Here is a 13,478-nt window from a genome sequence, read left to right on the forward strand (position 1 = left end):
GTATAGCATCGACCATTGTGATATTTACTGGGATGCGGCTATGTTGGCCCATTTCTTGCATAGTTGGCTGAACCGACAGACGGTTCGCGCTGTCAACTCTTCCAGTATCTTGCGCTCTATGACCCGGAATCAGAATTTTGAATCCTAACTAGCTTCCCACAACTGTTAGGGTGTCTGGGTTATAACCTGGATGCAGCGACTGCACTTTGTTCGAAAATTAACCAAGTTTTAATGACACAAAGTCGTGCTGTCAGGAATTGCATTTCGATATTGGATCAGTTACGTTATTAACCAGCGCGGCCATGGATTGTTTCTGGACGAACAAGCTTTAACAGGAGGTAATCTATGCCAAGTGGTGCTTATTTCATTCGTAGTTGCCCTACTTGCGGCAGGTCCCTCGAAGTGCGGGTCGAATACCTCGGGAAGATGGTATCCTGCAAACATTGCTCGGCTCAGTTCGATACGAGCGATCCCCCTTATTTCTCTGACGGCGCGAGCGAATCGTCGCTCAATTTGCTAGCGCGTGCCGAAGAGCTTTTGCAAGCGGTGAAGGTTAACAAATCTGAAGAGAGCTGTTACGCACTCGATTAGGCTCTTCACGGATTAGGCAATTTTAATCAATTCGCCTTTGCGACCAATCTCGCTAGATCGTCGAAGAACCGTGGGTACGTTTTGGCAGTGCAGCCCGGATTTCGGATGACTACGCCGGGCTGTACTAACCCCGCAATCGCAAAACTCATCGCCATCCGGTGGTCGTTGTAGGTATCGATCGCAGCTGCACGCAGTGGTCCGGGCGCAATATCTAAGCCTTCGGCGTGTACGATAACGTTGGCACCAAGTTTTCTTAATTCCGTCGCCACGGCTGCGATGCGGTCCGTTTCTTTATGGCGGATGTGGCCCACATTACGAATCCGCGTGGTGCCTTCGGCAAACAGCGCCACCACCGCCAGCGTTTGCACGGTGTCACTGATGCCGTTCATATCGATGTCGATTCCCTGCAGCGGCATGCCGATCACCGTGATCGAATCCTTTTCGTGATGAACTTTGCAGCCCATTTGGGCCAGGCATTCCACGAAAGCAACGTCCCCTTGCAGACTTTCACGGCTCAAACCTTTGACCGTGACCTCACCGCCCGTGACCGCAGCAGCTGCCCAAAAGTAACTCGCCGCCGAGGCATCAGGCTCAATGTCATAATCAGTAGCGGTGTAGTTGCCGATGCTCGGAATCTCGATCTTGGCATAATCGCTTGCAGGAATGGTCTCAATACCAAACGATTGCATGACTCTCAGCGTCATCGCCACGTAAGGAATCGAAACGAGCGTGCCCGCGACATTCAAAGTCACTGGATTCTTGGCACACGGCGCTGCCATTAGCAGCCCACTTAGGAATTGACTCGAAATATCACCGCGTACCTCTGCCGAGCCGCCATCGAGGCCATCCGCGTGCACGACAACAGGGGGACAACCTTGGGCCCCATCACAAACGACCTTTGCCCCCAGCTGATTGAGTGCATCTACCAAATCGACAATCGGGCGCTCACGCATACGCTCGATTCCATCCAACCGATACTTGCCTTGTCCCAAGGTCACCAGCGCCGTGAGAAAGCGAATCGTCGTACCGCTATTGCCGACGAAAATATCAGCTGCATTGGCAGCTATTTTTCCTCCGCAGCCCTGCACGCGAAGTGTCTCGCCAGCATCGTTCACTTCAACATCGATCCCCAACTGCTTGAGCCCGGCGATCATCACATGGGTATCTTCGCTGTCGAGTGCCCCGGTGAGCAACGACTCACCCTGCGCAAGCGCGGCGCAAACTAGCGCGCGATTGGTGATGCTCTTAGACCCCGGGGGACGAACTTGGCCACGAATCGGCCCCGCGACAGGTTGTATCTCGATCTCAGCGGACATAAATCGGTGAATTAAGAAATCTTAGTGAAAATCGCCGCCCACGCGCGATTGGTCGTTTGATGCTCGGCGTGTATGCTTAGGACTAGAATATCGCGACTAACACTCTTCTGCCACCCGCAAGCCAATTCCGTCGACGCACTCCACCACACACCCTCGCGCTTCCCATGAAAAAAGTTTCTTCCGGCGGCGGCTGGCCAGCCATTTGGTACACGCTACGGAAAGGCCGCGAAGCAGGCGGGCTTTGGAAACTATGGAAGGCGATGCGTTCCAAAAACGCATGCAAGACCTGCGCACTCGGCATGGGTGGACAGCGCGGCGGTATGGTCAACGAGCAAGGGCACTTTCCCGAAGTCTGTAAGAAATCGCTGCAAGCCATGGTCGCCGACATGCAGGGGGCGATCAACACCGACTTCTGGCAACAGTACACCCCCGATGAGCTCAAACAATTCACCCCGCGCGAGTTGGAAAACTGCGGTCGACTGACGCAGCCTTTGCTCTACTCACCAGAGTTACGGCGTTATCAACCAATTTCTTGGGAAAGTGCCTATCAACGAATCGCCAGCAAATTACGCGAACTCTCGGCCGATGAGACCTTTTGGTATTTCAGTGGCCGCAGCAGCAACGAAGCTGGATTCTTGCTGCAGATGTTCGCGCGGCTCTACGGCACGAACAACGTCAACAATTGCAGCTTTTATTGCCATCAAGCCAGCGGCGTGGGGCTCACAAGCAGCACCGGCAGCGGCACGGCCACGATTGCGCTCGAGGATCTCGACGCAGCGGATTTGGTGTTTGTGATCGGCGGCAATCCGGCCAGCAATCATCCGCGGCTTATGCGCACCTTGATGGAAGTCCGTCGTCGTGGTGGGGAAGTGATCGTCATCAATCCCATCATCGAAACGGGCCTCGTCAATTTTCGCGTGCCGAGTGATTTGCGTTCGCTGTTTTTTGGAACCAAGATCGCCAGCCTTTATGTGCAGCCACACATTGGTGGGGATCTCGCGATGCTTACGGGCATTGCCAAACGGATCGTCGAACTGAATGCCCACCTGCCGAGCTTCTTGGAACAATACTGCAACAACTGGCCGGAACTCAATCAGAATCTCGCCGACACTTCTTGGGGTGAGATTATCTCGAAGTCGGGCGTCACGTTTGAAGAGATCGATGCGATCGCCCAGCGGTATTCGAAATCGCAAAACGCGGTTTTTAGTTGGACGATGGGCATCACGCACCATGTCCACGGCGTGCAAAACGTACAAGCCATTGCTAACTTGGCACTGCTGAGGGGGATGGTAGGTCGTCCCGGCGCAGGATTATTACCGATTCGCGGGCATTCCAACGTGCAGGGGATCGGTTCGGTTGGTGTCACTCCCAAGTTGAAAGATGCGATTTTTGACAGGTTGCAAACTCATTTTGGCGTGACGCTCCCCACGACGCCGGGACTCGACACGATGGGTTGTATGGAACAGGCCACGGCGGGCAAACTGAAGTTCGGTTTGTGCTTGGGTGGAAATCTGTACGGTTCCAATCCCGACGCCACATTCGCGCAAAAATCGCTTGAGAAGCTCGATATGCTCGTATATCTGAGCACAACTCTCAACACGGGCCATGCTTATGGCTTGGCACGCGAAACGATTATTCTGCCCGTGCTCGCGCGCGATGAAGAACCGCAAGCCACCACACAAGAGTCGATGTTCAATCTCGTGCGATTGAGCGACGGCGGCCCACGCCGCCACGCGGGCCCCAAAAGCGAAGTCGAAGTCATCGCCACAATCGCGCACAACATCGCCCAAGGCGAGCCCGCTTCAGCGGGCGGTGCAGCGGGCTGCGTAAACGCTGGTTTGAAATCCATCGATTGGAAATCCATGCGCAACACAGGCCGCATCCGCGAAGCTATCTCAGCCATTGTCCCCGGTTTCGACAAAATCAAAGACATCGACCGCACGAAAGAGGAATTCCAAATCGCCGGCCGCACGATCCACGAGCCCAGCTTTCCGACTCCCGATGGCAAGGCTGTGCTGCATACCCATGAATTACCAGAACTTTATGGGGCTATCCCTGGCGAACTGCGCCTCATGACGATTCGTAGTGAAGGGCAGTTCAATACCGTCGTGTATGAGGATTACGATCTCTATCGCGGCGTGCCCGATCGTCGAGTTATTTTGCTTCACCCCGATGATGTTACGGTATTCGGACTGGACGAATCAACAACGGTGTCTGTCCACGGACCAGCAGGCTTGATGAGCGGTGTGCGTATTCATGGCTTCCCCCAAATCAAACCAGGCAACGCGGCCATGTACTATCCCGAATGCAATGTCCTGGTCAGTCGTCATCTCGACCCCGATAGCAAAACCCCTGCTTTTAAGTGCGTGGTGGTAACATTAACTCCTGAAACAACACCTGTGGCCGTGTAGATTTTCGATTGCCCGCGTTCTATCCGCGAGAGATAATCAAATTATGAATACGTCTGTCCCCCACCTTCTGGAAGCGGCCCTCACTTTGACCGAAAGTGATCGCGCTCATCTTGCCTATCAGTTGCTTAGCAGCCTCCCCATGCCCGGACTGTCCTGCGAAGACGCAGGATTTGCTGCTGAAGTTGAACGACGAATCACTGAGTTTGAGGCGGGACATGTATCGGCCTCAAGCCTCGATGATGTGACCTTGCGAGTCCAGGGTGCTTTGGCAAGCAGGAAGTCTCGATGAAGCCGCAAGTTTTGCCCGTTGCCGAGGCAGAGCTTTTGCAGGCTGTACTATGGTATGAAAATCAACGTGAAGGACTTGGGGAAGAATTTTATGATCAAGTCCTTCATGCGATGGAAGAGATTGGTAAAAATCCACAGCGATTTTCCATCTATGAAGGATCGCTGAATTCTCGCCAACTACGACGTGCCATTGTCGATCGTTTTCCTTACGTTGTAATTTATGACTTAAGAGCCGATTATGTTCTGATTGTCGCCATTGCCCATACAAGTCGGCAGCCTGATTATTGGCTGCAACGATGACCCACGCGGTACTAAATTGATTCACGTATTCATTGCAGGCTCGAATATCATATGAACTGCCAAATTGCCACATTATTTGTTGCCATGGTTCTCATCACGGGACTTCATGCCACCAGTTCCGCCCAAGACAATACTGCCGCGGCGCGGGATTTCATCAAGCATTACGAAGAGACCGTCGTCCCCATCGAAATCGCTCTCAGCCGCGCGTGGTGGGATGCCAACACCACCGGCAGTGACGAAGCGTTTGCGTCTAAGGAAGCTCTCGACAAGCAACTAAACGAGCTGCTGGCTTCGAAGGAAGATTTCGCCAAGCTCAAGCTGATTAAGGCAGCGCAGATCGATGATCCTCAAGTGGCCCGCCAAATCGAGCTGCTTTATCTGTTGTACCTAGGCAAACAAGTCGACATCAAGCTGCTCAACCGCATGTCGTCGAAGTCCAACGAGATTGAAAAAACGTTCAACACCTTCCGCGCGCCGGTTGGCGACAAGTCGCTCACTGACAGCCAGGTTCGCGAAGTGCTGCTCAAAAGTCAGGATTCCGCCGAGCGGCAGGCCGTGTGGGAAGGCTACAAGCTGGTCGGTGAAAAAGTTGCCGAGGATTTGCGCGAGCTCGTCAAGATGCGCAATCAGGCGGCGCAGCAACTAGGGTTCAAGAATTATCATGTGATGCAGCTGGCGATCAACGAGCAAGATCCCGCTCAAGTGTTGGCGCTTTTTGACGAACTCGATGAGCTCACGCGCGAACCTTATGCCAATGCGAAGCAGGAAATTGATGCCTCGCTGGCTGTGTATAGCAATATCCCCGTGGATGAGTTGCAGCCCTGGCATTATCACGACCCATTCTTTCAAGAGCCTCCCGCCGTCTATGAGGTTGACCTCAGCGGACCCTTTGCGCAGGCCGATATTCTCCAAATCAGCCGCGAGTTCTATCAAGGCATTGGCTTGCCGATCGACGATGTGATCGAGCGGAGCGATCTCTACGAAAAGCCGGGCAAGAGCCCGCACGCCTTTTGCACCGACATCGACCGCGAAGGAGACGTGCGCGTACTGGCCAATATCGTTCCCAACGAATATTGGATGGGAACGATGCTGCATGAGTTGGGCCATTCGGTTTACACGAGTAAGTACATCCCCAGCACGCTCCCTTACTTGCTGCGGGTGAATTCGCACATTCTCACCACCGAAGGGGTGGCCATGATGTTCGAGCGTTTCGCCACGAGTGCCGACTGGCTCAAAGCCTATGGTGTGAAAGTAGACGACCCCGCGGCCTACACCGCCGCGAGCCATCGCATGCGACGCGACAAGTTGTTGATCTTCTCGCGTTGGTGTCAGGTGATGTACCGCTTTGAAATGGCCATGTATGAAAATCCCGATCAAGACTTGAACAAACTATGGTGGGATCTGGTCGAGCAGTATCAACTCGTGAAGCGACCCAAGGATCGCAATGCACCCGATTTTGCAAGCAAGATTCACATCGTCACGGCCCCCGCATATTACCACAACTACATGATGGGCGAACTGTTTGCCTGCCAAGTCCACGAAGCGATTGCCAAAGAATTGAAACTTCCCGGCGATCCGGCCCAAGCCATCTACACACGCGACCCACGTGTCGGCGAGTTCATGCAGGCAAAAGTCTTCGATCCCGGCGTGATGCTTCCCTGGAACGAGCTCACCAAGCATGCCACCGGCGAGGAACTCAATGCCAAAGCCTTTGCGGCGGAATTCGGTGAGTAAGCAATTCGTTAAGCAGTTCCCGTTTAGGATGAATCTTGCTGGCAAAGACTTGCTTGCTGGCAACGCTCAACTTACGCTAAGAGTTTAGTTCGCTGCGGAATGTAAAATTCTGTACACTCATCCTCTTTGAATTACGCTTCCCCAAGGCATGGCCATGAAACGATTTGTGAGCCTATTCATCGCTGGCTCGTTGTTGGCAGGATGTCTCTGCATCCGGCCCTTGATTTCCGTGGCACAGCAACCCGTCGGTGACAGTCCTCATCCGTCGACCACTACTGGGGAAATGGATGCCGCGCGAGAACAGATTTGGAACAGCCCCGAGATGCTCGAAGCGCGGGCTCACATGGAGTTGACGTTCCAAAGGTCCGCCCAGATTACTGACGAGCAAGCCGCTCAGTATATGGCCGACCTGAAAGCGATGTCTCCCGAGCAAATGCAAACTTGGCTGCTTCAACATCAAGCTCAACGCGCCCAGGTGCAGCAGGAAGAAGCCCGCTGGTCGAATCTGCGGCGGGACGCCTCACGGGGAAATTTGCCCGCGCAAAATGTCGGCGGCTTTCGCAATCCCGTGGCAACGCGCAGCAATGTCTCGTCGGGGCGGCCCGTGACGAGCCCTCCGATTCGGCAACCCCAACAGCCGGTCCAAAAGCCGTTTTCCGACCCCCAGTACGCTCGAGCGCTGAAACCCCTCGTTTCAAGTCGAGACGTGGCTCGCGCGGAAATCCTGCGCAGTTTTAGCCCGTGGTTCGTCTATTAAAATTGCGCTACGATTTGACCCATTAAACAAAGCAGACGTTTCAAATATGAACTCTCATCGCTTATCCCGTATTCTTGGCCTGATGCTCAGCGCCTTAATGCTGTTAGGCACAGCACACGCCCAGGAAATTCGCCAGCCGCTTCCCAATGGCTCGAGCAATGCGGCCTTGCACTATCAACGGGCGATTTTGTTTCTCGATAACGTCGATCCTGAGTTGAGAAAACTGCTCGACGAACCGCTATGGAAGCTTGTCACACCCGACATGACAAGCGATCAACAAAACAAAATCTCGCAGCTTCTTTTCCAGGGTCGCCATGCCTTGCGAGCGGGGATGATTGGCACGCAACAGAACGCGGCGGATTTTGGTACCGATTTGCGCGCCTACGGTTCGGCCATTCTTTTGCCACACGTGGAATCGCTGGGGCAATTGGCCAAGCTGATCGCCCTTTACGGCATGCAGCAGCAGGGAAATGAACAGTGGGCTGACGCCGCGGAAACGTATCTTAGCGTCGTGCGGATGGGACGGCATCTCACCGAGCAGCCTACACTGGGGGAATCCGCCAAAGGAATTCGCATTCTCGAGACAGGCTATTACAGCATCGTCACCTGGGCCACTCATTGCCCGGATCATAAACTGACTGCCTCAGCGCGGCTGTCGCTGTTGGCAGCCAACTCCGCATCGGTATCGCCGCTCAACGCGATTAACACCGAAGCCGCGATCGTGGATTTGCGGATCACTCAACTCCAAGGAGCTTATCCGAACGGCAACTGGCCAGAAATTTTGCTGGCTACGATTACCGATGTGCCAGAAGCCGAAGACGTTGCCGATTGGCAAGAGTTCGCCAAATCGCAGGCCATCAAACACGGCGTGCCGGACTCGGTTTTCACGAGCGCCGAAGAGTTCGACAAATTCGCTGATCACATGCGAGAAGTCAACAGGCAATATTATGCACGAACGCTCGCGGCGTTGGCTTTGCCACCACAACAAGCCATTCTCACAGGACAAAAAGTCCATACGGAATTCGCCGATCAGTTATTGCGAATAGGAAATGCTGAAACGCTCAGCCCTGGCCAGATCGCTGCATTCTATGCGACCCACGAAGCCGCTTTTCGGCTCTTGAATGTGACGCTTGCCGTTTGCGCTCAACGAGAGGGAGAACTCTTCTCGCCCGATCTCACAAAAGTCGCCGCCACCTTTGGCGGGAAGTTACCCATAAATCCCATCGACGGCAAAGCCGCTCAGTATCAAGTGAGCAGCGACCGCAACGGTTTTCGTATTTCGTTCCCTGCCATCAAGATTGGCGAAATCGAAGTTCCTCAAGTCGCGTTTGATTACAACTTCGCCCAAAAAACAAAGAAGACAAACCGCTAATGCACGCTAATCTGCGCTAATGAATTATTAGCGACCATTAGCGTAGATTAGCGGTTTACTTTGTTATCCTGGCGTGTCGAGATAAGGGTCTTGGCCCATGGCCCGCTGAATTTTTTGCCGTTCCTTTTCGTGATAGAGCATAATTTTGCGATCACGAAAGTGCCGTCGTTCCACCCGGCGCTGGGCTTTGTGAAAAATTTGCTCCATCGACTTGAGCGCTCCCTGTGAGCGCAGGCCCAATTCACGCAGTCGCGTTGCTTTCTTGGGACCGTAACCAAGGAGCAAAATCTCGTCGTCGAGCGCGAGAAACTGGCGGTACGAACCAGGATCCCCCTGGCGACCGCAGCGGCCAATCAACTGGCGGTCGATTCGCTTGGCTTCGTGGAGTTCCGTGCAAATGACGTGAATGCCGCCAAGCTCATGCACCCCCGGCCCCAATCGAATATCCGTTCCACGCCCCGCCATGTTCGTGGCCACGGTGACTTTGCCTTCTTGCCCGGCAGCTGCGACGATTTCGGCTTCACGTGCGACGTGTTTTGCATTGAGTACAACCGGTTCGATACCGCGTTCAGCGAGCATATTGGCTAGGTGCTCGCTCTTATCAATCGAGCGTGTGCCGATGAGAACCGGCCGGCCTTTTTGATGTTCGGCGATCGCATCTTCAACGACCCCCAACCACTTTTGGTCGATCGTGCCGTAAACCTGCGTCGGCAACTGCTTGCGGATAGGGGGGCGATTTGTCGGAATCGATTCCACTTTCACACGGTAGATTTTTTTCAGTTCGCCGCGGCTCGTTGAGGCCGTGCCAGTCATCCCGCCCAGGCGTTCGTAACGCAGAAACAAATCTTGGATCGTGATCCGAGCCGCCTGATTCGTGGCGAACGTGATTTCGACCCCTTCCTTGGCTTCGACCGCTTGATGAATCCCAGCGCGCCACTTACGCCCCTCGGCCATGCGGCCCGTGAACTCGTCGACGATCACGATTTCACCGTCGCGCACCACGTACTGACGATTGAGAAACATCTCGCGATCGACTTTGATCGCCCGCTGGATGTATTCGTAAATCGATGACAAGGGCAAACGATCCATCGCAGTCGGCTTGGGCAGCATCCGCACGAGCTGTCGCCCGGCGAGCGAAAGTTCGACTGTTTTGTCGTCATGATCATAAACGTAGTGTTCGTCTTCAATAAAATCGGTCTGCCGCTCGGCAGCCCAGCGATAGGCTTCGGTCGCGATTTTTTCGTCTTCACCTGGAAGAGCACTAATAATGAGCGGTGTGCGAGCTTCGTCGATCAGAATGCTGTCGGCTTCGTCCACCAGCATGAAATGCAATCCACGCTGCACGGGTTGATCGCCAGCGGCATCGCCCACCGTGCCGAGCATTTTGCCGAACAAATCTTGATTGCCTTCACCTTGCGACCGCATGAGCAACCGATCGCGGAGAAAATCGAAGCCCATTTCGTTGGCCGTGCCGTAGGTCACGTCGCAGGTATAGGCCTTGCGGCGTTCAGGCTGCGGTTGCTGGCCTTGAATCACTCCCACGGTCATACCCAACGCGGAATAGAGTGGTGTCATCGATTCAGCGTCACGTCGGGCCAGATAATCATTAACGGTTGCCAGATGAGATCCTTTGCCCTCAAGCGCCGCCAGATACATCGGCAATGTCGCGGTAAGCGTTTTGCCTTCGCCAGTCTGCATTTCGATGATCGAACGATGATGAACGGCCGCCCCACCCAGAATCTGCACGTCGAAATGCCGCATATTCATTTTGCGGCGACCTGCTTCACGCACGAGGGCAAACGCCTCGACGAGTAGCTTATCGAGCGATTCGCCACTCCGGACACGATACCGCAATCCCAAGCTGGTTTTGCGCAGGTCGTAGTCGCTGAGCTGCTGCATCTGCGGCTCCAGGGCGTTGACCAGCGGGACATAACTCGCGCAGCGGGCAAGATGATCTCCAAGCTTGGCTCGGATGGTGCAACTCAAACCACTGGGAATTTTCGACACGCTTGACTACCGCGAGATGTCTGGAGCAGAGAAAGAGAATAAGTCCCTCTGAATGATTCCATCATACCGGGACACGCGCGGTTGGAGAATGACTTACCGTTGCCGTTGAATCCCTTGCACCGTGTCGGAGGGCACGAACGTGCCGTCGCCGTTGTCGTGAGGTTCCATGAATCCTTGGATCAGCAAGAACTCACCGGGCTGCAATCCGCCGAGAATTTCGGGATTGCTAATCACCGCCACACCGCCGTAGTGATCGGGGGTCCCTTGCAGCGGAATATAGCGGACGCCCCAGTAGCCGGTTTGTGGATAGTATTGCAACTGCCCCCGGAGCGTGGCGTAGGAACCGTCAAAGCCAAAACGGGCCGGATCTTCCTGAGGTGTGCCAGGAGCTTGCGCGGGAATTGGTTCAACTGTAGCTGCTGCCGTTGCTTGTTGCGAACTCCCTTGCGGACGGAAACCATCACTCGCTGCCGCGGGGGTTGGCGTCGCCGTGTATTGGGCTGGTTGAACCGTGTTGGGGAAGCCTTGAGTTTCAATCGCAGGAGGCGAGTAAACAAACGGCGTACTCGTACCCATTTGCTGATTCGCCGCGACTTGCAGGATGTCATTCGGATTGCTGTTGGGCACTGATGCGAATCGCATGCTCTGATCGTCGGGATTGATTCGCACGACAGAGTTTTCCGTGCCCGTGGGGGCAGGGGTGTAACTTGTGGCTGGTGGTGCGCCATAAGGGTTGGCAGCGGGTTGATTCCAACCGCCGGGCGGGGTGACGGGCGCGCTTTGCAAAGGCTGTGTTTGTGGCGGAGGCGTCACCGAAGGAATCACGGTGCTTGCCGGGGCAAAAGTCGTTGCTGGTGCTCCCCCAGGAACGACTGCAGGGGCGCTGGCCATACCGGGATCACCAGGGTAATAAGGTTGAGCCGTCCCCGGCGCGAGAGTGCGCGTGGCTGGTGGTGGAACGCGATCAGCAGACGCGAAAGGGTTCGTGAGCGGCGTCGACTGAGAGCGACAGCCGCCTATCACGCAAAGCATTATGATTGCGATGACCCACCGCATCGGTAGATTCCTTTCCACCGCCTGGAGCGAAAAACAAAGCCACGTCTGGCTACGGTGCGAATGTTAACTAACTTGCCGATTGTGTCCAGACGGATTTGCCAGCTTTGCGAGACACCTGCTAAGAACTTGCCCAATTTGTTACGATCTTCAGCACAAGCCTCGAAAAAATTGCGGTAACGCAGACCCTTGAGGCAAATAGGCAAAATAGGCAGAGCACGAATCTGCTTCGCGATGCATTACTGGAGTGTGCGTGGCAGATAGCGAAAGTAACACACCAACTGAAAGCCCTCGGCTCTACGGCTATTGGACGGCCCATTTTGTCGTCGTGGCCAGCATGATCGGCGCGGGGATTCTCTCCACGTCGGGATATATCTTGCGCGACACAGGCAATCCCGCAGCTATGCTAGCGCTTTGGATTGTCGGCGGCGCAATGGCCTTGGCCGGAGCGGTGACAGTCGCCGAATTGGCCACGACCTTTCCGCGCGTGGGTGGCGACTATGTATTCGTCCGCGAAGGTTTTGGTCCCGCAACAGGCTTCGTCGCCGGTTGGGCCACCTTCTTCCTGGGATTCGTTGCCCCCACGGCAGTCATCGCCAGATTGGCGGGGTCCTATCTCATCGATCCGTATGAAACTTTCCTCAGAGAGCAGGGGCTCAACTTCATAGCAGATTACGGCCCGCAATCCGTTGCTGCCATGATCATCATCTGTAGCTCGATCGCCCACGTGTTGGGTCATCGCCAGAGCGCAACATTTCAAACGATCTCAACGATCAGCAAGCTGCTTGTGCTCGCGCTCTTGTGTCTCGCCGGATTGTTTTCCAGCCACGCTCATTGGGAATACTTGCAGCAAAGCAGTTGGCCACCAAGGGATCAATGGTCGCTGCTCGCCACCGATTTGATTTACGTCTGCTATGCCTATTCGGGCTGGAATGGGGCCGGCTATCTCGCGGGTGAAATCAAGAATCCCACCAAATTGTTACCACGCTCTTTGATCGGAGGCACGGTGACGGTGATTGTCATCTATCTGGCATTGAATCTAACATACGCCATCGCCTTAGACCCACAAGCTATGCAGCAGCTGCCCGTGGATAAGGTCGAGAACGTCGCCGAAATGGCGATGCAGCAATTATTTGGAACCACCGCCGCGACTCTCGGCGCGATGCTGTTGGGATTGGGACTGATCGCTTCGGTCAGTGCTTACATGATGATCGGTCCGCGTGTTGCGTTAGCCATGGCCTATGACGGTGCGTTCCTTCCGTTCGCTGGCTATTTGCACCCCACGCGGCAAACGCCTGTCGCGGCGATCTTTCTACAAGGTTTGCTGGCCTGCGTGCTCGTGTGGTCGGGCAGCTTTTTACAACTTTTGGATTATGTCGCCGTGGGGCTCTCGGCCGTGTCGGGGTTGATGATCGCCAGTATCTTTCCCATCCGGTGGCGTGAATTGGATCGACCCTACCGGATGCCGTTCTACCCACTGCCGCCTATCTTGTATCTGGTGCTTGTCACTTGGACCATCGCCAACACCCTGATGCAGCCCGACCGTCGCGTGCCCGCGCTCTTAAGTTTGGCCACAATGGCCCTCGGTGTTGCATTTGCCAGGCGCATAAAAAAAGCTCGCCCCCAACAATAAGGGCGAGCTTCTCGTT

At 54.8% G+C, this 13,478-nt stretch carries 11 protein-coding genes; 8 read left to right on the forward strand and 3 right to left on the reverse strand.

The annotated features are described in order from the left end of the window. Positions 1–345 precede the first annotated feature (345 nt). Complete coding sequence (locus AC6T8Q_RS12345) at positions 346–591, forward strand: response regulator (RefSeq protein WP_496922945.1); 246 nt, start codon at positions 346–348, stop codon at positions 589–591. A gap of 26 nt (positions 592–617) precedes the next feature. Here AC6T8Q_RS12345 and aroA read toward each other — a convergent pair whose 3' ends face one another. Continuing rightward, positions 618–1,907, reverse strand: a complete 1,290-nt coding sequence (aroA, locus tag AC6T8Q_RS12350; RefSeq protein ID WP_500679367.1) for a 3-phosphoshikimate 1-carboxyvinyltransferase — start codon at positions 1,905–1,907, stop codon at positions 618–620. Between the two features lie 164 nt (positions 1,908–2,071). Here aroA and AC6T8Q_RS12355 point away from each other — a divergent pair, with 164 nt between their 5' ends. From AC6T8Q_RS12355 to AC6T8Q_RS12380, 6 genes are all read left to right on the forward strand, one after another. Beyond that, complete coding sequence (locus AC6T8Q_RS12355; RefSeq protein ID WP_500679368.1) at positions 2,072–4,318, forward strand: FdhF/YdeP family oxidoreductase; 2,247 nt, start codon at positions 2,072–2,074, stop codon at positions 4,316–4,318. 43 nt (positions 4,319–4,361) lie between these two features. Next, on the forward strand, positions 4,362–4,607 hold the full coding sequence (locus AC6T8Q_RS12360) for an addiction module protein (protein WP_500679369.1): 246 nt from the start codon (positions 4,362–4,364) through the stop codon (positions 4,605–4,607). Then, the gene (locus AC6T8Q_RS12365; protein ID WP_500679370.1) at positions 4,604–4,906 is read left to right on the forward strand and encodes a type II toxin-antitoxin system RelE/ParE family toxin; all 303 of its coding nucleotides are present in this window, start codon (positions 4,604–4,606) and stop codon (positions 4,904–4,906) included. Before AC6T8Q_RS12360 ends, AC6T8Q_RS12365 begins: the two co-directional genes overlap by 4 nt. A gap of 51 nt (positions 4,907–4,957) precedes the next feature. Then, positions 4,958–6,640, forward strand: a complete 1,683-nt coding sequence (locus tag AC6T8Q_RS12370) for a M2 family metallopeptidase (RefSeq protein ID WP_500679371.1) — start codon at positions 4,958–4,960, stop codon at positions 6,638–6,640. 154 nt (positions 6,641–6,794) lie between these two features. Next, complete coding sequence (locus AC6T8Q_RS12375) at positions 6,795–7,397, forward strand: hypothetical protein (protein WP_500679372.1); 603 nt, start codon at positions 6,795–6,797, stop codon at positions 7,395–7,397. Positions 7,398–7,443: 46 nt separating this feature from the next. Then, on the forward strand, positions 7,444–8,769 hold the full coding sequence (locus AC6T8Q_RS12380; protein WP_500679373.1) for a hypothetical protein: 1,326 nt from the start codon (positions 7,444–7,446) through the stop codon (positions 8,767–8,769). Positions 8,770–8,832: 63 nt separating this feature from the next. On the opposite strand, the gene AC6T8Q_RS12385 is transcribed toward AC6T8Q_RS12380, so the two are convergent. Together AC6T8Q_RS12385 and AC6T8Q_RS12390 are read right to left on the reverse strand one after the other, a co-directional pair. Continuing rightward, positions 8,833–10,776 carry a preprotein translocase subunit SecA gene (locus AC6T8Q_RS12385; protein ID WP_500679374.1) on the reverse strand — a complete coding sequence of 648 codons (1,944 nt, stop codon included), beginning with the start codon at positions 10,774–10,776 and terminating at the stop codon, positions 8,833–8,835. A gap of 93 nt (positions 10,777–10,869) precedes the next feature. After that, positions 10,870–11,832, reverse strand: a complete 963-nt coding sequence (locus AC6T8Q_RS12390) for a hypothetical protein (protein ID WP_500679375.1) — start codon at positions 11,830–11,832, stop codon at positions 10,870–10,872. Between the two features lie 250 nt (positions 11,833–12,082). Between AC6T8Q_RS12390 and AC6T8Q_RS12395 the strand changes: the two genes are divergently transcribed. Further along, a complete protein-coding gene (locus AC6T8Q_RS12395) occupies positions 12,083–13,462 on the forward strand; it encodes an APC family permease (RefSeq protein ID WP_500679376.1) in 1,380 nt (459 codons plus the stop codon). The last annotated feature ends 16 nt before the right edge of the window (positions 13,463–13,478 follow it).

Origin of the sequence: Bythopirellula sp. (genome assembly GCF_041737835.1) — a bacterium.
In the GTDB taxonomy this organism is placed as follows: Bacteria; Planctomycetota; Planctomycetia; order Pirellulales; family Lacipirellulaceae; genus Bythopirellula.